The organism is Streptococcus sp. HMSC062D07, from assembly GCF_001814215.1.
GTDB lineage: Bacteria > Bacillota > Bacilli > Lactobacillales > Streptococcaceae > Streptococcus > Streptococcus infantis_I.
In genome coordinates this window covers 48,551-70,417 of sequence record NZ_KV815330.1, presented here as the reverse complement: position 1 = coordinate 70,417, position 21,867 = coordinate 48,551, and the positions used below count along the sequence as shown (strand labels likewise).

At 38.2% G+C, this 21,867-nt stretch carries 23 protein-coding genes and 1 tRNA gene; 19 read left to right on the top strand and 5 right to left on the bottom strand.

Translation table 11 applies throughout. The features are described 5' to 3' along the window. Positions 1-22: 22 nt before the first annotated feature. The 4 genes from HMPREF2957_RS05240 to HMPREF2957_RS05225 all read right to left on the bottom strand — a co-directional run bounded on the left by HMPREF2957_RS05240 (position 23) and on the right by HMPREF2957_RS05225 (position 4,750). Positions 23-1,105, bottom strand: a complete 1,083-nt coding sequence (locus tag HMPREF2957_RS05240; RefSeq protein ID WP_070677929.1) for a M24 family metallopeptidase — start codon at positions 1,103-1,105, stop codon at positions 23-25. A gap of 115 nt (positions 1,106-1,220) precedes the next feature. Next, positions 1,221-2,003 carry a lipid II isoglutaminyl synthase subunit GatD gene (gene gatD / locus HMPREF2957_RS05235; protein ID WP_070677927.1) on the bottom strand — a complete coding sequence of 261 codons (783 nt, stop codon included), beginning with the start codon at positions 2,001-2,003 and terminating at the stop codon, positions 1,221-1,223. Next, the gene (murT, locus tag HMPREF2957_RS05230; RefSeq protein WP_070677925.1) at positions 2,003-3,346 is read right to left on the bottom strand and encodes a lipid II isoglutaminyl synthase subunit MurT; all 1,344 of its coding nucleotides are present in this window, start codon (positions 3,344-3,346) and stop codon (positions 2,003-2,005) included. Before murT ends, gatD begins: the two co-directional genes overlap by 1 nt. 87 nt (positions 3,347-3,433) lie before the next feature. After that, positions 3,434-4,750 carry an FAD-containing oxidoreductase gene (locus HMPREF2957_RS05225; protein ID WP_070677923.1) on the bottom strand — a complete coding sequence of 439 codons (1,317 nt, stop codon included), beginning with the start codon at positions 4,748-4,750 and terminating at the stop codon, positions 3,434-3,436. A 342-nt stretch (positions 4,751-5,092) separates the two neighbouring features. Here HMPREF2957_RS05225 and HMPREF2957_RS05220 point away from each other — a divergent pair, with 342 nt between their 5' ends. The 10 genes from HMPREF2957_RS05220 to HMPREF2957_RS05175 all read left to right on the top strand — a co-directional run bounded on the left by HMPREF2957_RS05220 (position 5,093) and on the right by HMPREF2957_RS05175 (position 15,039). Beyond that, the gene (locus HMPREF2957_RS05220; RefSeq protein WP_004252431.1) at positions 5,093-6,667 is read left to right on the top strand and encodes a degradosome RNA helicase CshA; all 1,575 of its coding nucleotides are present in this window, start codon (positions 5,093-5,095) and stop codon (positions 6,665-6,667) included. 273 nt (positions 6,668-6,940) lie between these two features. Beyond that, on the top strand, positions 6,941-7,729 hold the full coding sequence (gene codY, locus HMPREF2957_RS05215) for a GTP-sensing pleiotropic transcriptional regulator CodY (RefSeq protein WP_004252433.1): 789 nt from the start codon (positions 6,941-6,943) through the stop codon (positions 7,727-7,729). Continuing rightward, positions 7,729-8,304, top strand: a complete 576-nt coding sequence (locus HMPREF2957_RS05210) for a cysteine hydrolase family protein (RefSeq protein WP_070677921.1) — start codon at positions 7,729-7,731, stop codon at positions 8,302-8,304. The genes codY and HMPREF2957_RS05210 overlap by 1 nt, the downstream gene beginning before the upstream one ends. A gap of 77 nt (positions 8,305-8,381) precedes the next feature. Continuing rightward, positions 8,382-8,467, top strand: a tRNA-Leu gene (locus HMPREF2957_RS05205). Positions 8,468-8,601: 134 nt separating this feature from the next. Continuing rightward, positions 8,602-9,879: an ABC transporter permease gene (locus HMPREF2957_RS05200; RefSeq protein ID WP_070677918.1), complete on the top strand. Its 1,278-nt coding sequence runs from the start codon at positions 8,602-8,604 to the stop codon at positions 9,877-9,879. 13 nt (positions 9,880-9,892) lie between these two features. Further along, positions 9,893-10,540: an ABC transporter ATP-binding subunit Vex2 gene (gene vex2 / locus HMPREF2957_RS05195; RefSeq protein ID WP_070677916.1), complete on the top strand. Its 648-nt coding sequence runs from the start codon at positions 9,893-9,895 to the stop codon at positions 10,538-10,540. A 47-nt stretch (positions 10,541-10,587) separates the two neighbouring features. Beyond that, a complete protein-coding gene (gene vex3, locus HMPREF2957_RS05190) occupies positions 10,588-11,967 on the top strand; it encodes an ABC transporter permease subunit Vex3 (protein WP_070677914.1) in 1,380 nt (459 codons plus the stop codon). A 70-nt stretch (positions 11,968-12,037) separates the two neighbouring features. Next, positions 12,038-12,694, top strand: coding sequence for a response regulator transcription factor VncR (gene vncR / locus HMPREF2957_RS05185; RefSeq protein WP_006148163.1), 657 nt, complete (start codon positions 12,038-12,040; stop codon positions 12,692-12,694). After that, on the top strand, positions 12,691-14,010 hold the full coding sequence (gene vncS, locus HMPREF2957_RS05180; protein ID WP_004252445.1) for a sensor histidine kinase VncS: 1,320 nt from the start codon (positions 12,691-12,693) through the stop codon (positions 14,008-14,010). Before vncR ends, vncS begins: the two co-directional genes overlap by 4 nt. Before the next feature lie 147 nt (positions 14,011-14,157). After that, positions 14,158-15,039, top strand: coding sequence for a class II fructose-bisphosphate aldolase (locus HMPREF2957_RS05175; protein WP_004252450.1), 882 nt, complete (start codon positions 14,158-14,160; stop codon positions 15,037-15,039). Positions 15,040-15,172: 133 nt separating this feature from the next. Here HMPREF2957_RS05175 and HMPREF2957_RS05170 read toward each other — a convergent pair whose 3' ends face one another. After that, on the bottom strand, positions 15,173-15,634 hold the full coding sequence (locus tag HMPREF2957_RS05170) for a helix-turn-helix transcriptional regulator (protein ID WP_006148165.1): 462 nt from the start codon (positions 15,632-15,634) through the stop codon (positions 15,173-15,175). Positions 15,635-15,913: 279 nt separating this feature from the next. Here HMPREF2957_RS05170 and HMPREF2957_RS05165 point away from each other — a divergent pair, with 279 nt between their 5' ends. The 9 genes from HMPREF2957_RS05165 (at position 15,914) to HMPREF2957_RS05125 (ending at position 21,836) form a co-directional block, all read left to right on the top strand. Next, a complete protein-coding gene (locus HMPREF2957_RS05165; RefSeq protein ID WP_006148166.1) occupies positions 15,914-16,153 on the top strand; it encodes a hypothetical protein in 240 nt (79 codons plus the stop codon). A gap of 23 nt (positions 16,154-16,176) precedes the next feature. Beyond that, positions 16,177-16,521 (top strand): hypothetical protein, encoded by a 345-nt coding sequence (locus HMPREF2957_RS05160; RefSeq protein WP_004252453.1) that lies wholly within the window; start codon positions 16,177-16,179, stop codon positions 16,519-16,521. Between the two features lie 14 nt (positions 16,522-16,535). Beyond that, positions 16,536-16,742, top strand: a complete 207-nt coding sequence (locus HMPREF2957_RS05155; RefSeq protein ID WP_004252454.1) for a hypothetical protein — start codon at positions 16,536-16,538, stop codon at positions 16,740-16,742. Positions 16,743-16,895: 153 nt separating this feature from the next. Continuing rightward, positions 16,896-17,828 (top strand): alpha/beta fold hydrolase, encoded by a 933-nt coding sequence (locus tag HMPREF2957_RS05150; RefSeq protein WP_070678035.1) that lies wholly within the window; start codon positions 16,896-16,898, stop codon positions 17,826-17,828. Positions 17,829-17,878: 50 nt separating this feature from the next. Further along, a complete protein-coding gene (locus tag HMPREF2957_RS05145; RefSeq protein WP_006148169.1) occupies positions 17,879-18,424 on the top strand; it encodes a histidine phosphatase family protein in 546 nt (181 codons plus the stop codon). 315 nt (positions 18,425-18,739) lie between these two features. Further along, on the top strand, positions 18,740-19,732 hold the full coding sequence (locus HMPREF2957_RS05140; protein WP_070677912.1) for an ABC transporter ATP-binding protein: 993 nt from the start codon (positions 18,740-18,742) through the stop codon (positions 19,730-19,732). A gap of 1 nt (position 19,733) precedes the next feature. Beyond that, a complete protein-coding gene (locus HMPREF2957_RS05135; protein ID WP_070677911.1) occupies positions 19,734-20,552 on the top strand; it encodes an ABC transporter permease in 819 nt (272 codons plus the stop codon). A gap of 1 nt (position 20,553) precedes the next feature. Continuing rightward, positions 20,554-21,339: an ABC transporter permease gene (locus HMPREF2957_RS05130; protein ID WP_070677909.1), complete on the top strand. Its 786-nt coding sequence runs from the start codon at positions 20,554-20,556 to the stop codon at positions 21,337-21,339. A gap of 182 nt (positions 21,340-21,521) precedes the next feature. Next, complete coding sequence (locus HMPREF2957_RS05125; RefSeq protein WP_070677906.1) at positions 21,522-21,836, top strand: hypothetical protein; 315 nt, start codon at positions 21,522-21,524, stop codon at positions 21,834-21,836. The last annotated feature ends 31 nt before the right edge of the window (positions 21,837-21,867 follow it).

Below are 21,867 nucleotides of genomic sequence, written 5' to 3'. Positions count from 1 at the left end.
CTTATTTCTTATAATTTACTTTTTAATCAAAATAAAGCAAGTCTTTGCTGGTGCTTGTAAACAGATCGAAACCATCTTTGGTAACAACACCGCAGTCCTCGATACGAACACCGACTTTACCAGGGATGTAGATACCAGGCTCAACTGAGAAGCACATGCCTTCTTCGATAACCATGTCGTTTCCTTCCATGATGGATGGGAATTCGTGGACATCCATACCGATCCCATGACCGAGACGGTGGTTGAAGTACTCACCGTAACCAGCTTTTTCAATCACTTCACGAGCTGCGCGGTCTACTTCATGAGCTGTCACACCAGGTTTGATAAAGTCAAGGGCAGCTTGTTGGGCTTCCAGGGTCAAGTTGTAGATATCTTTCTTGAATTGGTCTGGTTTACCAACAGCGACTGTACGAGTCATATCTGATGCATAACCATTCACCATCACACCGAGGTCAAAGAGGAGAAGGGCATTGTTTTCGACCTTGTTGGCTCCAGGAATACCATGTGGATTCGCAGCATTATCACCAGTCAAAACCATGGTGTCGAAGCTCATTTCATAGCCTTCACGTTTCATAGCAAAATCGATTTGCGCAATGATATCAGTTTCCGTATTATCAAGAGAGATATTGTCAAAACCAACTTTAACAGACTTGTCGGCGTAAACACCTGCAACCATCATCTTTTGCACTTCGTCAGCTGATTTGATCAAGCGCATGCGTTGGATCAATGGAGTCAAGTTATCAAACTCAGCACTTTCAAAGACAGTTTTCAAACCGTGGTATTTAGTCAAGATGAGATTGTCAAACTCAACTGCTACACGTTTGAAATCAAGCTGTGACAAGGAGTTTTGGATTTTCTTCCAAGGGTTTTCAGAGTCCACGTAGCCAACTACTGGGAAAGAGACAGTGCTAGTCGCACGTTCAACCTCAAGTGCTGGAACGAAGAGAAGTGGTTCTTGGTTTCCAAGGACAAAAAGGAACATTTGACGTTCGTGTGGATCACTGTAAAAGCCAGTGAGGTAATTAATTGTGACGGGGTCAGATACGACAGCGACGTCTAGCTTTTCTGATTCAAGATAAGTTAAGATTTGTTGTAATTTAGACATATGCTACCTTCTTTCTACCCCTCTATTTTTGCAAAAATTAGTAGAAAATGCAAGGGAGAAGGGGAAAAGAACCTAAAAAAATTCCAACAGCTAATAGCATGTTGGAATCTAAATATTAATTGAAGTCTGCCTTGCTTTTCACATCGCTGTATTCTTCAGCGACTTCTTGGCTAAGGATATCCTCATAAGCTGGAAGGACAATGTCCTGACCATATTTTTTCTTAAGAGCAGTAGTGACCAAGCGATAGGCTAGGTTGGCGTTACGAGATAAGATAGGCCCGTGGAAATAAGAACCGAAAACATTTTTATAGTGAACACCTTCACCGACTTTTTCTTCGTTGTTTCCATTTCCGTAAACAACCTGCCCCAATGGTTTTTGGTCAACTGAGAGGAAGGTACGGCCTTGGTGATTTTCAAAACCATAGTAGGTTTCATCGAATTCTTCGTTATGAATTTTAATGTCACCAATGAATCGGTTATTGGTTTGGTTGAGTGTATAGTGTCCCATGACACCCAAGCCTTCAATGCGTCTTCCAGAAGCTTCAATATAGTATTGGCCTAATAGCTGGAAGCCACCACAGATAGCAAGAACGACACCATCATTTTGGATAAAGTTGTCGATACTATCTTTTTTATCGGGTAGATCACCAGCAATGATACTCTGTTCAAAGTCTTGACCACCGCCGAAAAAGGCGATGTCGTAGTGATTTTCATCGAAATTATCATGAAGCGAAACGATATCAACTGTTACATGAGCACCTAGCTTTTCAGCTACGTACTTGAGCATGAGGATGTTTCCATTATCTCCATAGGTGTTCATGAGATTCCCATAGAGGTGGGCGATATTTAGTTGGTAAGGATAGTTGCCGTCTTTTGAGGAAAGTGAAGTATAAACCATTAGTTCATCTCCTTTCTAACAAGCTGACGATTGGCTAGTAATTCTCGGAATTCTAGCATAGCCGTATAAGTCGCAAGGATATAGGCATGCTTGCAGTCTTGAGCTTCGATTGTTTTGAGAACTTGTTCCAGGCTACTTGTTTCAGTGATCTTGTCAGCTGGATAGCCAGTAACACGTAAACGACGAGCAATTTCAGAATGACGAACTCCACCCGCGTTGATTTCAGGAATGTCCATATCCGTAATTTGCTCAAAGTCAGCATCCCAAATCCAGCTGGTATCAATCCCGTCCGCATAATTTGCATTGAGGAGAACAGAAAGACTAAATGGGTAAGGAGCTAGTTTGATCATTTCGATAGCCTGGGTAGCACCAACAGGATTCTTGATGAGGACCAGTGTACATTCCTTGTCACCGATATGGAAGGTTTCTTGTCGTCCAAAGACAGCACGACTCTTGTCAAATCCTTGTTTAATCAGTTGAGAATCAGCGCCTAGGTAACGGGCGATAGCAACTGCAGCCAGAGCATTGTAGATATTATAAAGCCCACCGATTTGGATACCGTATTCTTGGTCGTCGATAACAAAGCGAGAACGATTGTTGGTCAACTCAACCAATTCTGTCAGACGGTAGTCCAAGTCAGGACGTTTACATCCACAATTTCCACAGATATAAGCTCCCAAGTTAGCATATGTATTTAGCTCATATTTTAAAATACTTTGACATTCAGGGCAGAGAATACCTTCAGTATTGTAGTGAGCAAGTTGCGCTGGACCTTTTTCTAGATCAAAACCAAAATACTGAACAGGATTTGAAATTGCAGGCTTGTAGAAAAGCGGACTATCACCGTTTAGCAGAACAGTAGCAGTAGGAACTTTTCGAATAGCGTCCAAAATCATGTTGTAGGTCGTATAAATTTCACCGTAGCGGTCCATTTGATCGCGAAAAATATTGGTGATAACGAAAAGACTAGGCTGGATGTAGTCACAGATATGTGAGAGACTAGCTTCGTCGATTTCAAGAACTGCAATATTTTTTCCAGTTTTTGAAGATTTTGCAGTCAAGAAAGTAGTCGTAATCCCTGTGATCATGTTGGCACCACTTGGATTGGTTAACACTTGACCGTAAATTTCCTTTAGGATACCGACAGTGAGAGCGGTTGTCAAGGTTTTTCCATTGGTACCAGTTATCACAACAATCTCGTAGTTCTTCGCTAAATTTTGTAGAATATCTTTATCAAATTGAAGGGCAAGTTTTCCAGGCAGCGTACTTCCACGTCCAAGACGACTCAAAATAAAATGAGAAGAACGCCCAGCAAGAAGGCCCAAAGTAGTTTTTAATTTCATGTTTCTATTATATCATAAATGCTGGAAAAGACAGATTTGAGATTTTAGAAAAAGAAAAACAGCCCGCTATCGGACTGCTTTCTATAATTAAATCGCAAACAAGTCATTCAAGTTTTCAGCCAATGTTGGGTGAGTGAAGATTTGTTTTGTGAAGTAAGTGTATGGGATATTGTTGTCCATAGCAACAGTAATAATGTTGATGATTTCTTGTGATCCTTCAGAGAAGATAGTTGCACCGAGAATTTCTTTAGTTTCAGTGTTGACAACAGCTTTGAAGGCTCCACGAAGGTCACCATTTACATGACCACGAGGCATAGCAGCAACAGGGATTTCCTTAACAGCGTGTGGAATTTTCAAATCAGCTGCTTGACTTTCAGTCAAACCAACTTGTGAAAGTGCTGGTGTGATGAACATGGTGTTTGGAACATTGAGACGGTCTTCAAGTGTGTAGCTGCCATCACCAGCAAGGTAGCTGTAAACAACACGGAAGTCATCTAGTGAAATGTAGGTAAATTGAAGTCCACCGTTGACATCTCCAACTGCAAAGACACCAGGAACGTTTGTTTGACAATGTTTGTCTACCTTAATCGCACCACGTTCAGTTAGTTCAATATCTGTATTTTCAAGTTGAAGTGGTTCTACATTTGGTTTACGTCCAGTTGCGTAGAGAAGGGCATCAAAACGGTAGGTTTCATTCTCTGTCACGACAAGAACTTGGTCACCATCGTTTTTGATTTCAGTAGTATGGATATTTTGAAGGAGTTCAATGCCGTCTTCTTCCATGTATTGTTTAGCAAGAGCAGCAATAGAAGGTTCTGCGCGAGGTAGGAAAGTATCTAGAGCATCTAGGACTGTTACCTTGCTTCCGAGTTTATTGTAGAGACCAGCAAACTCAAGACCGATATTTCCACCACCAAGGATTCCGAGTTTTTCTGGTAATTGTTCCAAGTTTTGGATACCAGTTGAATCAAAGACATTCTTGCTAGTAGATAGTCCTGGAATAGGCAAAACGTTTGAAACAGCACCAGTGTTGATAACGATTGTTTCAGCAGTTAGTTCTTGTTTTTCATCACCAGCTTGAATTTCGATGACTTTATTAGAAACAAAGTGGGCTTCGGCATCAATGATATCAACTCCAGTACCAGCGATAGTAGCATAGTTTTTACCATTGAGGCGGCTCGTAATTGTATTTTTTGTTGCCATAACCTCGTCAAATGACAAGTCCTTTTCTGCAGCAACTAACAAGGTTTTAGTTGGAATACAACCGATGTTGATACAAGTTCCACCGTACATTGCTTTGTTGCGTTCGATAAGGGCAACTTTTTTACCAGCTGAAGCTAGTTTGGCAGCAAGAGTTTTACCTGCCTTACCAAATCCAATAACAATTAAATCGTATGTTAACATTTTTAAATCCTCCTGTTTGATTTCATTCTAGCATAAGAAAAAATTTTTTTCACAATTCTGCTACGGAAAAAAATATTGGACTAAATTAGTCTCACGAAAGCTTTTGAGAATCAAGTTCAAAAAATAGAAAAATCGTTTACATGATTTAATCAAGTGGTTAGACTATCTTTTGACCCTCTCTTGTGTTATACTAGATAAGTTGCAAAGAAAGCAGTACTTTTCTTTAGTGGAAAAGAAGCAACACGATCTTTCATATAAAGATATGAAAAACCGTCATGAAAAGAAAAGTATAAACTAAGCGCTATAGGATGGCTTCGCACCATCTTTAGAAAGAAGAAAAACGTGAAATTTAATGAATTTAACTTATCTGCCGACCTTTTAGCAGAAGTTGAAAAAGCAGGATTTGTAGAAGCAAGTCCTATCCAAGAGCAAACCATTCCTTTGGCTCTTGAAGGAAAAGATGTTATCGGTCAAGCACAGACTGGTACAGGGAAAACAGCAGCTTTTGGCTTGCCAACCCTTGAAAAAATTCGAACAGAAGAAGCAACTATCCAAGCTTTGGTGATTGCCCCAACTCGTGAACTGGCTGTTCAAAGTCAAGAAGAGCTTTTCCGCTTTGGTCGTAGTAAAGGTGTGAAAGTCCGTTCAGTATACGGTGGTTCAAGTATTGAAAAACAAATCAAGGCTCTGAAATCAGGTGCTCACATCGTTGTAGGAACACCGGGACGTTTACTTGACTTGATTAAACGTAAGGCTCTGAAATTACATGATATTGAAACCTTGATCTTAGACGAAGCAGATGAAATGCTGAACATGGGATTCCTTGAAGATATAGAAGCCATCATCTCTCGTGTCCCAGAAAATCGTCAAACCTTGCTCTTTTCAGCAACTATGCCAGATGCTATCAAACGTATTGGTGTTCAGTTCATGAAAGAACCTGAGCATGTGAAGATTGCTGCTAAAGAATTAACTACAGAACTGGTAGACCAGTATTATATCCGCGTTAAGGAACAAGAAAAATTTGACACCATGACTCGTCTCATGGATGTTGATCAACCTGAGTTGTCTATTGTCTTCGGTCGTACCAAACGTCGTGTGGATGAATTGACTCGTGGGCTTAAAATCCGTGGTTTCCGTGCAGAAGGGATTCATGGAGATTTGGACCAAAATAAACGTCTTCGTGTCCTTCGTGATTTTAAAAATGGCAACCTTGATGTCTTAGTTGCAACAGACGTGGCTGCTCGTGGTTTGGATATTTCAGGTGTGACTCATGTCTACAACTACGATATCCCACAAGATCCTGAGAGTTATGTTCACCGTATTGGTCGTACAGGACGTGCAGGTAAGTCAGGTCAGTCTATTACCTTCGTTTCACCTAATGAAATGGGTTATCTCCAAATCATTGAGAACTTGACTAAGAAACGTATGAAAGGTCTCAAACCTGCAAGTGCAGAAGAAGCCTTCCAAGCTAAGAAGCAAGTAGCTCTTAAGAAAATTGAACGTGATTTTGCGAATGAGGAGATTCGTAGTAACTTTGAGAAGTTTGGCAAGGATGCTCGTCAATTGGCCTCAGAATTCAGCCCAGAAGAATTGGCCATGTATATCCTCAGCTTAACAGTTCAAGACCCAGATAGTCTTCCTGAGGTTGAGATTGCACGTGAAAAACCCTTACCATTTAAACCATCTGGTGGTGGCTTCGGTGGCAAAGGCAAGGGTGGTCGAGGAGGCCGTCGTGGAGATGACCGTCGAGACCGTGATCGCCGTGGCAATGGACGTCGTGATGACTATCGTAAAGGTGGACGTTCAAAGGATCGCTTTGATAAAGAAAAGCGTTACCGCAAGGATACTAAAAAACCACGCAATACTTCAAGCGAGAAGAAAACAGGCTTTGTTATTCGTAACAAAGGAGATAAATAACAAAAAAAGCGGTTCACTGAGGTGGATCGCTTTTATATATAAGGAGACCGAGAGTCATATGAAAAAGTAATACGAGAAGTTTGTATTTATATATTTGTTATCTTGTAATATTATTCTATCAAAAAATCAGGAAGCTGTCAATAAGAAAATTATAAAAAATAGGAAAAATTTTCGAATACACTTGAATTGCAATTCAATAAACAATTTTCAGATAATTGTTGAAAAAGTCAGAATTTTATGATATAATGAAAGCGATTATATGCGAGGTAAAAAATGGCACATTTATTAGAAAAAACAAGAAAAATCACATCAATGTTAAAACGTTCGGAGGAGCAATTACAAGATGAGCTTCCTTATAATGCCATTACACGTCAATTAGCAGATATTATTGACTGTAACGCTTGTATTGTGAATAGCAAGGGTCGTTTGTTGGGCTACTTTATGCGCTACAAAACTAATAATGACCGAGTAGAGCAATTCTTCCAATCAAAGACTTTCCCAGAAGATTATGTGCAAGGTGCGAACATGATCTACGATACGGAGGCCAATCTTCCAGTAGAGCATGATTTGACAATTTTCCCAACTGAGAGTCGTTCTGATTTCCCAGATGGTTTGACAACGATTGCTCCAATCCATGTCTCTGGTATTCGCTTGGGTTCATTGATTATTTGGCGCAATGATAAGAAGTTTGAAGAAGATGATTTGATTCTGGTTGAGATTGCCAGTACAGTAGTAGGAATTCAACTCTTGAACTTCCAACGTGAAGAAGATGAGAAAAATATTCGTCGTCGTACGGCTGTAACTATGGCGGTTAATACTCTTTCATACTCTGAGCTTAGAGCAGTATCGGCTATTCTAGCTGAATTAAATGGTAATGAAGGTCAATTAACAGCTTCAGTCATTGCTGACCGTATCGGTATCACTCGTTCTGTAATTGTTAATGCCCTTCGTAAACTTGAATCCGCAGGGATTATTGAGAGTCGTTCTCTTGGTATGAAAGGAACTTATCTCAAAGTTCTCATTCCAGATATTTTTGAAGAAGTGAAAAAGAGGGACTATTAATGGCTAAGGCTTTAATTTCTATTGACTATACAGAAGATTTTGTAGCGGATCATGGGAAACTGACTGCGGGAGCTCCAGCTCAAGCAATATCTGATGATATATATGGGGTGACTCAAAAGGCTTTTGAACGTGGAGATTATATCTTTTTTACCATCGATGCTCATGAAGAAAATGATGTTTTTCATCCTGAAAGTAAGCTGTTCCCGCCTCATAATATTATTGGGACTAGTGGACGAAACTTGTATGGCAAGTTAGCAGACTTTTATCATGAGCATGCTGATGATAGTCGTGTTTTCTGGATGGATAAACGTCACTATTCGGCCTTTTCTGGAACAGATTTGGATATCCGTCTCAGAGAGCGTAGGGTAGATACTGTCATTTTGACGGGAGTTCTTACAGATATCTGTGTCTTGCATACGGCCATTGATGCTTATAATCTTGGTTACCAGATAGAAGTTGTCAAACCAGCAGTTGCATCCATTTGGTCTGAAAATCATGCCTTTGCACTTGGACATTTCAAGAATACACTTGGTGCGAAATTGCTTGATGAAAATTTGCTTGAAATTACAGAATAATACATTTCAAGATGAAAAAATCTGAAAAAAGTCTTGACAATTTTTTTCAAAGTTGATATACTAGTAAAGTAATCGACGCGGGGATGGCGGAATTGGCAGACGCGCAGGACTAAGGATCCTGTGACCGCTTTAGGTCGTGAGGGTTCAAGTCCCTCTCTCCGCATAGTAGTGAGCTAGCTTTGGCTAGCTTTTTATTTTTCATCAAAAAGAGCAAAAATATTTTTGCTCTTTTTTTGGTATTTCATAAACATTTCATATTTGAATATTATAATGGTTTTACAAATATGGAGGTGCTATATGAATCCCACTCAAAGAGCTTGGGCTTACGTCAGTAGAAAACGACTGAGAAGTCTCATATTATTCCTGATTCTATTTGTCTTATTGGCTGGAATATCGGCTTGTTTGACGCTCATGAAGTCCAACAAAACAGTAGAAAATAATCTCTATCGCTCATTGAACACGTCTTTTTCGATTAAAAGAATAGAAGCAGATCAGACCTTTCAACTGTCTCAACTAGATGACCTAAAAAAAATAAAAGGTCTTGAGGAGATTTCACCAGAGCTTGAGACAATAGCTAAATTGACTGATAAAGAAGTCGTTACTGGAGAACAAAGTATTCAAAGGGATGATTTGACAGAGGCTGAAAAAAATCTCATCAGTTTAATTGCTTTAGAAGACTCTTCCAAGGATGTTTCTTTTACAAGTTCCGCCTTTAGTCTTAAAGAAGGAAGACATCTACAAAAAGGAGATAACCAGAAAATATTAGTCCACGAAGATTTAGCCAAGAAAAACAATCTAAAGCTAGGAGATAAGATTAACTTAAATTCTGGACCAGTAGAAGATAGTAGTGGACAAAGGCTAGACTATGAAATCGTAGGTATTTTCTCAGGTAAGAAGCAAGAGAAATTCACTGGTCTTTCGTCAGATTTTAGTGAAAATACGGTCTATACAGACTTCGAAAGTAGCCAAACTCTTCTTGGAAATAAGGAAGCTCAAGTTAGCGCCGCTCGTTTTTATTTAGAAAATCCAAAAGATATGGATAGGATCATTCAAGAGGTTGAAAAGTTATCTCTGGAAACTAAAGGATATCAAGTCGAAAAGGAAAATAAGGCTTTTGAACAAATCAAGGATTCAGTTTCGACCTTCCAAACCTTCCTACAGATTTTCCTCTATGGCATTATGATCGCTGGTGTAGGAGCACTGGTTTTGGTCTTGTCCCTTTGGTTACGAGAACGAGTCTACGAGGTTGGTATTTTATTGGCACTAGGTAAGGGAAAAGGAGCAATCTTTAGTCAATTCTGCCTGGAAGTCATCCTAGTTTCATTGGCAGCTATTCTGCCGGCATTTGTGGCTGGGAATGCCATTACTTCCTATCTCTTGAAGACTGTACTAGCAAGCGGCGACCAAGCTGCCCTACAAGATACGCTAGCAAAAGCAACGAGTCTTTCAACAAGTCTTCTATCATTTGGAGAATCTTATATCTTCCTACTTATCATCAGCTGCTTGTCAGTTGCACTTTGTTTCCTATTTTTATTTAGAAAATCACCGAAAGAAATTTTATCATCCATCAGTTAATAAAGGAGAAATTATGACTTTACTACAATTACAAGATCTTACTTATCGTTACAAGAACACTGCAGAAGCTGTATTATATAAAATCAATTACGATTTTGAACCTGGTAAGTTTTATAGTATTATCGGAGAATCAGGAGCTGGGAAGTCAACACTCTTATCTCTATTAGCAGGACTTGATAGCCCAGTCGAAGGAGCTATCTTATTCGAAGGCAAGGATATTCGTGAACAAGGTTATTCTTATCATCGCATGCACCATATCTCGCTAGTTTTCCAAAACTATAACTTGATTGATTATCTTTCTCCATTGGAAAATATCCGCTTGGTTAATAAAAAAGCTAGTAAGGATACCCTTCTTGAACTTGGTTTAGATGAAAGTCAAATCAAGCGGAATGTTCTCCAATTATCAGGTGGACAGCAACAACGGGTTGCCATTGCTCGTAGTTTGGTATCTGAGGCACCAGTGATTTTAGCAGATGAACCAACAGGAAACTTGGATCCTAAGACTGCTGGAGATATTATCGATTTGCTCAAATCTCTTGCTGAGAAAACAGGCAAGTGTGTGATCGTTGTGACCCACAGTAAGGAAGTAGCACAAGCATCAGATATTACACTGGAATTGAAGAATAAGAAACTGACTGAAATAAGAACAAACAGTAACTAAAACTTTTAAACATATTAAAAACTGAAGTAAATCTAGAAAGGAATCTTATGTTACACAACGCATTTGCCTATGTCACAAGAAAATTTTTCAAGTCTATTGTGATCTTTCTTATCATTCTCTTGATGGCCAGTTTGAGTTTGGTCGGCTTGTCTATCAAGGGAGCGACAGCCAAGGCTTCTCAAGAAACCTTTAAAAATATCACCAATAGTTTCTCCATGCAAATCAACCGTAGGGTCAATCAAGGAACTCCACGTGGTGCAGGGAATATCAAGGGTGAAGATATCAAAAAGATTACCGAGAATAAAGCTATTGAATCCTACATCAAACGGATTAATGCTATCGGTGATTTGACAGGCTATGAACTGATTGAAACGCCTGAAACCAAGAAAAATCTAACTGGAGATCGAGCTCAACGTTTTGGAAGTAGCTTGATGATAACAGGTGTCAATGACTCTTCTAAAGAAGACAAGTTTGTGTCAGGCTCTTACAAACTAGTCGAAGGAGAACATTTAACAAACGATGACAAATACCAGATTCTCATGCACAAAGACTTGGCTGCTAAACATGGCTGGAAGGTAGGGGACAAGGTCAAACTGAACTCCAATATCTACGATGCAGATAATGAAAAAGGAGCCAAGGAAACAGTAGAAGTAACGATCAAAGGACTTTTTGATGGGCACAACAAATCTGCTGTAACCTATTCACAAGAACTCTATGAGAATACAGCTATCACAGATATTCACACAGCAGCCCAACTCTATGGTTATACAGAAGATACAGCTATTTATGGAGATGCTACCTTCTTTGTGGCTGGAGATAAGAACCTAGATACTGTCATGCAAGAATTAGGGTCTATCAACGGCATCAACTGGAAGATGTATAGCTTGATTAAGAGTTCATCTAACTATCCTGCCCTCGAACAATCTATCTCAGGCATGTACAAGATGGCTAATCTTCTCTTCTGGGGTAGCTTGAGCTTCTCAGTTCTTCTACTCGCTCTCTTACTCACCCTATGGATTAACGCTCGTCGTAAAGAGGTTGGAATTCTCCTTTCAATTGGTCTAAAACAAGCAAGTATTCTAGGACAATTTATCACAGAAGCAGTTATGATTGCAATTCCAGCACTAATTTCAGCTTACTTCTTGGCTAACTATACTGCTCGTGCCATTGGAAATACAGTTCTTGCAAATGTCACATCAGATGTGGCTAAGCAAGCTAGTAAGGCAGCCCAGGCCTCTAATCTTGGTGGTGGTGCAGAAGTTGATGGCTTTAGCAAGACTCTTTCAAGTTTGGATATTTCCATTCAACCTTCTGACTTTGCTATCATCTTTGTACTTGGCTTGGTTCTAGTAGTACTAGTTATGGCACTTGCTTCAAGTAATCTCCTCTTTAAACAACCAAAAGAACTTTTGATAGATAGTGAATAAAAAACATGCTACCTATTCTCATTCAAATGAGATATAATATAGGTAGCATTTTTGATAGAAAAGGATTTATATGAAAATTCTAATTGTAGAAGATGAAGACATGATCCGTGAGGGAATTAGTGATTATTTGACGGATTGTGGCTATGAAACCATTCAGGCAGCAGATGGCCTTGAGGCTTTAAAACAATTTTCCAATCACCAAGTTGCCTTGGTTCTCTTAGATATTCAAATGCCGAAACTCAATGGTTTAGAGGTTTTGTCAGAAATCCGTAAAAGCAGTCAAGTTCCGGTCTTGATGTTGACAGCCTTTCAGGACGAAGAATATAAGATGAGTGCCTTTGCTGCATTAGCAGATGGATATTTGGAAAAGCCTTTTTCCCTATCTTTATTAAAGGTACGAGTGGATGCCATCTTTAAGCGTTATTATGATACTGGTCGTATTTTTACCTATAGGGACACCCAGGTAGACTTTGACAGTTATAGCGCTAAAGTAGCAGGTCAAGAAGTTGCAGTGAATGCAAAAGAACTAGAAATTTTAGACTATCTGGTTAAAAATGAAGGTCGAGCCTTAACACGGTCGCAGATTATCGATGCTGTATGGAAGATGACAGATGAGGTTCCTTTTGACAGAGTGATCGATGTCTATATCAAGGAACTACGGAAAAAATTGGATTTAGACTGTATTCTTACCGTGCGCAATGTTGGTTATAAATTGGAGAGAAAATGAGACGTTCAGGTTTATTTAAAAAAATTTTTATCTATACCTTCTCGGTATTTTCTACCTTGGTCATTTGTTTGCATTTGGCCATCTATTTCCTCTTTCCTCCGACCTATCTCAGTCACCGTCAGGAGAGCATAGGGCAAAAGGCTACAGAAATTGCCCAGTCTCTCCAAGGCAAAGATAGTCAAGCTATTCAGGAAGTCCTTGAACTTTATTCTAAAAGCAGTGATATTAAGGGAGCTGTTAAGGGAGAGATGACTCAGGATAAGTTGGAAGTCAATGATAATCTTCCCATTGATAAACAACGACAGACGGCCTCCTTAGTTATTGAGGAAAGAGAAGTTCAAACTAAGGATGGTCAGACGATGACCTTGCAGTTTTTAGCTTCTATGGATTTGCAGAAAGAAGCAGAAGACATCAGTCTTCAATTTCTACCTTATACTTTATTAGCGTCTTTCATCATTTCGCTCCTCATCGCCTTTATCTATGCTAGAACCATTGTTGCTCCTATTTTGGAAATCAAACGAGTGACTCGACGGATGATGGATTTGGATGCAGAAGTGAGGTTGCGCGTGGATTCTAAGGATGAAATTGGAGATCTTAAAGAACAAATCAACAGCCTTTATCAGCATCTCTTGACTGTGATTGCAGATTTGCATGAGAAAAACGAGGCCATTCTCCAGCTGGAAAAGATGAAGGTTGAGTTTTTACGAGGAGCTTCCCACGAACTGAAAACGCCTCTAGCTAGTCTAAAGATTCTTCTGGAGAATATGAAAGCCAATATTGGACGCTATAAAGATCGGGACCATTATCTGGGAGTTTCTTTGGGGATTGTGGATGATTTGAGTCACCATGTCCAGCAAATCTTATCCCTTTCTTCAGTGCAAGAATTGCGAGATAAGAAAGAAGAAATCAACCTTTTTGAAATGACAGATTTTCTCTTAAAGGATTATGATTTATTAGCTAAAGAGAGGGAAATATCAGTTGTGAATCAACTGACTGACCAACAAACTTATCTAAATCCTTCGGTACTCAAGCTGATTCTTTCCAATCTTATCAGTAATGCTGTGAAACACTCTGTTCAAGGTGGTTATTTAAAAATTGGGACAGAAGATGGCTGGGTTTTCATTGAGAACGCCTGTACACCTGAGGAGCAAGATAAGTTTGAACAATCCTTTACAGTATCTAGTCGACAAAGTAAGGGAGCTGGTTTGGGACTATTTGTAGTTAAAAGTTTATTGGAAAACGAAGAAATTGACTATCGATTTGAACGCTATGAAGACCACTTAGCCTTTTATATGAACCTACCCAAAGACCTGTAAGATTAGGACTTTGAGGAGAGTTCCATATTTTTAGATAGAAGAAATTCAATCTAAACTACAGGAAAAACTAGATTTTTTTGTCAAAAAGTGATAAAATGAACAATGTAAATGGGATATCCCATAAAAATATACAGGAGGCCTGATAAAATGGCAATCGTTTCAGCAGAAAAATTTGTCCAAGCAGCTCGTGACAACGGTTATGCAGTTGGTGGATTTAACACAAACAACCTTGAGTGGACTCAAGCTATCTTGCGCGCAGCAGAAGCTAAAAAAGCTCCAGTTTTGATCCAAACTTCAATGGGTGCTGCTAAATACATGGGTGGTTACAAAGTTGCTCGCAACTTGATCGCTAACCTTGTAGAATCAATGGGTATCACTGTACCAGTAGCTATCCACCTTGACCACGGTCACTACGAAGATGCACTTGAGTGTATCGAAGTTGGTTACACTTCAATCATGTTTGACGGTTCACACCTTCCAGTTGAAGAAAACCTTAAATTGGCTAAAGACGTAGTTGAAAAAGCACACGCTAAAGGTATCTCAGTAGAAGCTGAAGTTGGTACTATCGGTGGTGAAGAAGACGGAATCATCGGTAAAGGTGAATTGGCTCCAATCGAAGACGCTAAAGCAATGGTTGCAACTGGTATTGACTTCTTAGCAGCTGGTATCGGTAACATCCACGGTCCTTACCCTTCAAACTGGGAAGGTCTTGACCTTGACCACTTGCAAAAATTGACAGAAGCTCTTCCAGGCTTCCCAATCGTATTGCACGGTGGATCAGGTATTCCTGATGACCAAATCCAAGCAGCTATCAAACTTGGTGTTGCTAAAGTTAACGTTAACACTGAATGCCAAATCGCATTCGCTAACGCAACTCGTAAATTTGCTCGTGACTACGAAGCAAACGAAGCAGAATACGACAAGAAGAAACTCTTCGACCCACGTAAATTCTTGGCTGACGGTGTAAAAGCTATCCAAGCATCAGTTGAAGAACGTATCGACGTATTCGGTTCAGAAGGTAAAGCTTAATCTAGCTGAACTATACAAAATGAAACTCGCCTGTGAAGGTGGGTTTTTTGTGTTTACAGAAAACTTCTTTTATCGCACATAAAAAAGCAAAAACAACTAGAAGTTTTTTGCTTTTTGTTTTAAGAACTAAATATTATTTCTTGTCATTTGAGTTCATTAAGGCTGCAACAACTGTTGCCCCAATAATTGGTGCAAGAGAACCAATTATTCTAGAAGCATTTTTAACAGTAGAAGTGGTTGCAATTAATGAAGATGCTTCACTAATTTGTTCAAAATCTACTGATTTATTCTCAGACACCGCATATTTTTCTGATTCATCAAAAAAATTTAGCAACAACTCTGCTCTATCAGCTCTGTCTTGATCAGTAGTTTTTAAATTTTCAATTTCAAAATCTATTACGGTACGTAATGCAATATAGTGGAGTTTTGTTAATCTACTTTTTTGAGTTTCAAGATTACTGATGGTTTGTTTAGTAACTCCTATAAGATTGCTGAGATCTGAACTTGTCCAATTCAAAATTTCTCGAATAGCTTTTAAGTTATTTTGTAGAATTGCTCTTGTATCTTCTGTTGATGGATATTTTTCTTTTAACATATCTTTTACCTATAATTTTCTACTTCTATTATAACAAAAATAAAATAAAATTTAAATAGTTGACTACTCAAAAATATTTTATTTGATAAAAAATAAAATATTTGTTAAAAATACTTGACAAGTATAATATTCTATATTATACTGTATCTAATAAAAGTAGAAGGGATTTAAATTATAAGATTGGTTATTACAAAGTATAAAATAAAGAGGAATTTATAATATTGTCTTCTTTATGATTAACAGTAAAACTATTTATAAAAAATAAAGAGGAGTTTTTTTATGGATATTCAATTGGCGTTTATCTTATTGTTAATTTCTTTGTGTTTCTTTCTATTGGTTAGAAAGAACATAATTACTAAAAAGTTTACGGAATTTTTGATAAAAAATAGATGTCCAGAACTGGACTTCTTAGAGTCTAGTGAATTCAGTGTTTTAGAATGTGCAAAAATATTGAACAAAAAATATAAAATTGGTTTGATTAATTCATATATTGTGGTTAATTCAATAAAAGTAGGTTAATATAAAATAAATGGGTAGTTATAATGGATGAACTTGTAAAAAAAATAGCAGCTTTTGGTTTACCTGGCGTAGTATTAATGATAGCAATGAGTGCGACAGGATTAGCAGGTGGGGCAGCATTGACAACAGCCTTAGCTGCACTTGGACCTTTTGGAATGATAGGAGGAATAGTTCTTTTAGCAACTATTGGTTTATTAGCCGATAAAATAGCGGAGTTAGGTTATGAAGAAGTTACAAAGCTTGTTCTTAAAGAACATCTTAAAACATCTTCTAAGGAAGAAGCTATTGAATTGGTTAAAAAATATCCTATTACAAAATCTATGAAATTAAAAATAATTGACTACATTGAAAATTTTAATGAAAATTAAAAAGAGGTAATATTATGGCAAAACTATACGAATGTAGAGAGTGCTTACAACAGTTTACAAAAAAGGAAATTGATTGGGAAGCTAGTGATGAAAGATATGAAGATTACTACTGTCATGACTGTTCAAGGTTTCTAGAACAATGTGGTATTGATGCGATGGATCCTGATGGATTTGGATACGATGATTATGGTAATTGGGATCAAGAACGTTTAGGTTTTTAGATTTTTTACTTACTACAATAGATATGTTTTTATCTTATTTAACAAACTAACCCGCCTGTGAAGGTGGGTTTTTTGGTTGCTTTTATAGAGAATATACTTAAGACTACTATATACTAAGTTGCTAAAAGAGTCTAATTTGTGTACAATAATGCTATGAAAATACTGAAAAAATGGTTTCTTGGCTTCCTTAGTCTTATGCTTTTGTTTTTAGGCGCTACATTTTTCTATCACAGAATCAGTTTACAAAAGGAAAATAAATTTTTAACACCTATGGGGCAAACAGTTCTTGTTAATGGGCACAAAATCAATGTTTACGTTGAGGGGGATGGTCCAGAGACAATAGTAGTTCTATCAGGTGCTGGTATTGCTTCACCTATATTAGACTTTAAGAATCTAACAGATTCCCTATCAAAAAAATATAAGGTAGTCATCGTGGAGCGGGCTGGCTATGGTTATAGCGAGGATAGCAATTATTCCAGAGATGTGATGGAAGTTTTGTCTGAGACACGTCAAGCTCTATCACAAGCAAATATATCAGGTCCTTTTATTATTCTGTCTCATTCAATGGCTAGTCTTGAAAGTCTGGCTTGGCAGGAGAAGTATCCTAATGAAGTGAAAGCCTTGGTTGGTCTGGATTGGGCCTTACCAGCTAGTTATGAGGATTTAAAGGATAATCAAGCCTTGCTTACTGTGGCTTATTGGAGCAGTAAGATTGGCTTATTACGCTATTTCCCTGAGTCCTTTTATATAAAAAATCCAACTCTGACTGAAACTGAACGACAACAATATAAATTACTAGCATATAAGCAATTGATGTCACAAGCCATGCTTCATGAATCCCGTTTGGTAAAGGAAAATGCCAAAAAAGTTCCCTCTAGCATCAATCCGAAAATTCCAGCCATACTCCTTGTTTCTAACGGTGAAGGCACGACCTTTAGCCAATCCGAATGGCAGCATTATGCAGAGAAATTTTCTAGTGACCAGTCTAATGTTCAAGTCATCTATATGGATGCGCCTCACGAACTTTATCATTATCAAAGTCATGAAATAGTTTCTCGAATTGAAGAATTTTTAGAGAATAATTGAGGGCTTAAAAATCCATTGAGACTGATGATAATAATTGAAAGGAATGACTTATGAATAATTCTTATATTTTACTTAGACATGCTCATTCAAGATTTTCAAGTGATGATTTTAATAGAACTTTGTCAGAAAAAGGATTTTCATCTCTTGAACAGTTGGAGTTTTTAAATGCTTGTAAAATAGATTACTTTATTTCAAGCCCTTATAAGCGAGCTTTTGAGACAGTAAATAGTTCTCCCGTTCAATTTGATAAGATAGTACTTGATAATCGTTTACGTGAAAGAAAATTATCCTCAAGATTTATTGAAGATACTGAGTTTGAAAAAACAATTCAATATTTATGGCAAAACCCAGATAAATCTCTCATTGGAGGCGAGTCCAATCGAGAAGCATTAAATAGAATTTTAGATTTATTTGCGGACTTGGAAGAAAGGTATTCAGATAAAACCATTTTACTGAGTTCTCATGGAAATTTGCTAGGAATCTTAATCAATCATTTTGATTCCAGTTTTGATTATGAAAAATGGGAGCAGATGACCTTTCCAGATTGTTTTCTAATTGATAGAAATGGGATTGTGAAAAGAATTATGAAAGATTAGTTCTTTGATTAAATAGTGATTCTTATTGATCAAAATAGTTTGCCTTTTTACAATTCGTAGCCTGCCCCTAATGGCAGGTTTTTTGGTGTTTAAAGGAAACTAATAAACCAGAATTTCTGACTCAAAAGCATTATTTTAAGAGAGAAATATCTAATTTCATAATCTATAAGCAAACGCTTGCATTCCTTTATTTATTGGATTATAATAGGTTGGTATAAATCCTTCTGTAATAATATTGAGAAGGTGTAGAAAGTAAGGGTTTAGAATATTTGTAGTTAAAAATACAATGTTGTTTCTTACTAAAGGGAGATAGATATGGCAATGATAGAAGTGCAACATCTTCAGAAAAATTTTGTGAAGACTGTTAAGGAACCGGGGTTAAAGGGAGCTTTGCGCTCCTTTATTCATCCTGAAAAGCAGACCTTTGAAGCGGTCAAGGATTTAACTTTTGAAGTTCCAAAAGGGCAGATTTTAGGATTTATCGGGGCAAATGGTGCTGGGAAGTCAACCACCATCAAAATGCTGACAGGGATTTTAAAACCGACATCTGGTTTTTGTCGGATTAACGGCAAGATTCCCCAGGATAATCGACAAGATTATGTCAAGGATATTGGAGTCGTTTTCGGACAACGTACCCAGCTATGGTGGGATTTGGCACTGCAAGAGACCTACACGGTCTTGAAAGAGATTTACGATGTGCCAGACTCGCTTTTCCATAAGCGAATGGACTTTTTGAATGAAGTCTTGGATTTGAAGGAATTTATCAAGGATCCTGTGCGAACTCTTTCACTAGGTCAACGGATGCGGGCGGATATTGCAGCTTCCTTGCTTCACAATCCCAAGGTTCTCTTTTTAGATGAGCCGACCATTGGTTTGGATGTATCGGTCAAGGATAACATTCGCCGGGCTATTACTCAAATCAATCAAGAGGAAGAAACAACTATTCTCTTGACCACTCACGATCTGAGTGACATTGAGCAACTCTGTGATCGGATTTTTATGATTGACAAGGGGCAAGAGATTTTTGATGGAACGGTTAGCCAGCTCAAGGAGACCTTTGGCAAGATGAAGACTCTTTCCTTTGAACTGCTACCAGGTCAAAGTCATCTCCTTTCTCGCTATGAAGGCCTGCCAGATATGTCCATTGATAGACAAGGAAATAGCCTTAATATTGAATTTGATAGTTCCCGCTACCAATCAGCTGATATTATCAAACAAACCTTATCTGATTTTGAAGTCCGTGATTTGAAGATGGTGGATACGGATATCGAGGATATTATCCGTCGCTTCTATCGAAAGGAGCTCTAAGATGGTCAAATTGTGGAGACGTTATAAACCCTTTATCAATGCAGGTGTTCAGGAGTTGATTACCTATCGAGTCAACTTTATTCTTTATCGGATCGGTGATGTCATGGGTGCTTTTGTGGCCTTTTATCTCTGGAAGGCAGTCTTTGACTCCTCCCAGGAGTCTTTGATTCAGGGCTTCAGTATGGCAGATATCACCCTCTACATCATTATGAGTTTTGTGACCAATCTTTTGACCAGGTCTGATAGCTCCTTTATGATTGGGGAGGAGGTCAAGGATGGCTCCATTATCATGCGCTTGCTGAGACCAGTGCATTTTGCGGCCTCTTACCTTTTCACCGAACTTGGCTCCAAGTGGTTGATTTTTATCTCTGTTGGACTGCCATTTTTAAGTGTCATTGTTTTGATGAAAATCTTATCTGGGCAAGGTATTGTAGAAGTGTTGGGATTAACTGTCCTTTATCTCTTTAGCTTAACTCTGGCTTATCTGATTAACTTTTTCTTTAATATCTGCTTTGGATTTTCAGCCTTTGTGTTTAAAAATCTATGGGGTTCCAATCTACTCAAAACTTCAATAGTGGCCTTTATGTCTGGAAGTTTAATTCCCTTGGCTTTCTTTCCAAAAGTGGTTTCAGATATTCTGTCCTTCTTGCCTTTCTCATCCTTAATTTACACTCCTGTCATGATTATCGTTGGGAAATACGATACCAGTCAGATTCTTCAAGCACTTTTGCTTCAGTTTTTCTGGCTTATAGTGATGGTGGGCTTGTCTCAGTTGATTTGGAAACGAGTCCAGTCATTTATCACCATTCAGGGAGGTTAGGATGAAAAAATATCAACGCATGCATCTGATTTTTATCAGACAATACATCAAGCAAATCATGGAATACAAGGTGGATTTTGTGGTTGGTGTCTTGGGAGTCTTTCTGACTCAAGGTCTAAACCTCTTGTTTCTTAATGTACTTTTTCAACACATCCCCTCGCTAGAAGGTTGGACCTTTCAAGAGATTGCCTTTATCTATGGATTTTCCTTAATTCCAAAGGGATTAGATCATCTCTTTTTTGACAATCTCTGGGCTTTAGGTCAACGACTAGTTCGAAAAGGGGAGTTTGACAAGTATCTGACTCGTCCTATCAATCCTCTCTTTCACATCCTCGTTGAGACCTTTCAGATTGATGCCTTGGGTGAACTTTTGGTCGGTGGAATCTTGCTAGCGACAACGGCAACTAGCATTGCTTGGACTCTTCCAAAATTCCTGATTTTTCTAGTTTGTATTCCTTTTGCGACCTTGATTTATACTTCCTTGAAAATTGCAACAGCCAGCATCGCTTTTTGGACCAAGCAGTCAGGTGCTATGATTTACATTTTCTATATGTTTAATGATTTTGCCAAGTATCCGATTTCCATTTACAATTCGCTCCTTCGTTGGTTAATTAGCTTTATTGTGCCTTTCGCTTTTACCGCCTACTATCCTGCCAGCTATTTCTTGCAGGATAAGGATGTCTTATTTAATATTGGTGGTTTGATTCTGATTTCCCTTGTTTTCTTTGTTATTTCCCTCAAACTTTGGGACAGGGGATTGGATGCCTACGAAAGTGCTGGTTCTTAAAAATAAATAAAGCCTTGTCTCAGGACAGGCTTCTTTTTTCCTTTTTATAAAATTCTGACCACATAGTCTGCGATGTCTACCAGATAGGCAAAACCTATTGTTTGCGATTTTTATTTTTGTTATAGTAGTAATTGTCAAGGGGAGATAAAGCTTCCTAACAAAATAGAAAATGAGGTTATATCATGAAAAAAGTAGTAGGTATCGGATTTTTAGTCGTTGCTGCAGCAGTTTTGTATTTTGGTTTAGTTGGATGGCCAAGTTTGGATGTTAACATCTGGGCACTCTTTCCAGTAGGCTTATTTCTATTCTTTACTCTTGAAAATCTAGTCAAAAAAAATTATAAGGCCAGTTTCATGAGCTTGATTATTGCCTTTATCATCGCAAATGCTATTTTTGATATCTTGCCACTTTCAAGTGGTTTAGTTATCGGTGCAGGAGTGCTAGCTTGCGTGGGAATTGGTTTCCTCTTTCCAGAAACTAACAAGAAAGAAGTATAATACAAAAAAGTCTCGAGCTTTCTCGAGACTT

Bases quoted from the DNA above. Each gene is read 5' to 3' on its own strand.
- HMPREF2957_RS05240 (WP_070677929.1), bottom strand. From the start codon at position 1,105: ATGTCTAAATTACAACAAATCTTAACTTATCTTGAATCAGAAAAGCTA.
- gatD (WP_070677927.1), bottom strand. From the start codon at position 2,003: ATGGTTTATACTTCACTTTCCTCAAAAGACGGCAACTATCCTTACCAA.
- murT (WP_070677925.1), bottom strand. From the start codon at position 3,346: ATGAAATTAAAAACTACTTTGGGCCTTCTTGCTGGGCGTTCTTCTCAT.
- HMPREF2957_RS05225 (WP_070677923.1), bottom strand. From the start codon at position 4,750: ATGTTAACATACGATTTAATTGTTATTGGATTTGGTAAGGCAGGTAAA.
- codY (WP_004252433.1), top strand. From the start codon at position 6,941: ATGGCACATTTATTAGAAAAAACAAGAAAAATCACATCAATGTTAAAA.
- HMPREF2957_RS05210 (WP_070677921.1), top strand. From the start codon at position 7,729: ATGGCTAAGGCTTTAATTTCTATTGACTATACAGAAGATTTTGTAGCG.
- HMPREF2957_RS05200 (WP_070677918.1), top strand. From the start codon at position 8,602: ATGAATCCCACTCAAAGAGCTTGGGCTTACGTCAGTAGAAAACGACTG.
- vex2 (WP_070677916.1), top strand. From the start codon at position 9,893: ATGACTTTACTACAATTACAAGATCTTACTTATCGTTACAAGAACACT.
- vex3 (WP_070677914.1), top strand. From the start codon at position 10,588: ATGTTACACAACGCATTTGCCTATGTCACAAGAAAATTTTTCAAGTCT.
- vncR (WP_006148163.1), top strand. From the start codon at position 12,038: ATGAAAATTCTAATTGTAGAAGATGAAGACATGATCCGTGAGGGAATT.
- vncS (WP_004252445.1), top strand. From the start codon at position 12,691: ATGAGACGTTCAGGTTTATTTAAAAAAATTTTTATCTATACCTTCTCG.
- HMPREF2957_RS05175 (WP_004252450.1), top strand. From the start codon at position 14,158: ATGGCAATCGTTTCAGCAGAAAAATTTGTCCAAGCAGCTCGTGACAAC.
- HMPREF2957_RS05170 (WP_006148165.1), bottom strand. From the start codon at position 15,634: ATGTTAAAAGAAAAATATCCATCAACAGAAGATACAAGAGCAATTCTA.
- HMPREF2957_RS05165 (WP_006148166.1), top strand. From the start codon at position 15,914: ATGGATATTCAATTGGCGTTTATCTTATTGTTAATTTCTTTGTGTTTC.
- HMPREF2957_RS05160 (WP_004252453.1), top strand. From the start codon at position 16,177: ATGGATGAACTTGTAAAAAAAATAGCAGCTTTTGGTTTACCTGGCGTA.
- HMPREF2957_RS05155 (WP_004252454.1), top strand. From the start codon at position 16,536: ATGGCAAAACTATACGAATGTAGAGAGTGCTTACAACAGTTTACAAAA.
- HMPREF2957_RS05150 (WP_070678035.1), top strand. From the start codon at position 16,896: ATGAAAATACTGAAAAAATGGTTTCTTGGCTTCCTTAGTCTTATGCTT.
- HMPREF2957_RS05145 (WP_006148169.1), top strand. From the start codon at position 17,879: ATGAATAATTCTTATATTTTACTTAGACATGCTCATTCAAGATTTTCA.
- HMPREF2957_RS05140 (WP_070677912.1), top strand. From the start codon at position 18,740: ATGGCAATGATAGAAGTGCAACATCTTCAGAAAAATTTTGTGAAGACT.
- HMPREF2957_RS05135 (WP_070677911.1), top strand. From the start codon at position 19,734: ATGGTCAAATTGTGGAGACGTTATAAACCCTTTATCAATGCAGGTGTT.
- HMPREF2957_RS05130 (WP_070677909.1), top strand. From the start codon at position 20,554: ATGAAAAAATATCAACGCATGCATCTGATTTTTATCAGACAATACATC.
- HMPREF2957_RS05125 (WP_070677906.1), top strand. From the start codon at position 21,522: ATGAAAAAAGTAGTAGGTATCGGATTTTTAGTCGTTGCTGCAGCAGTT.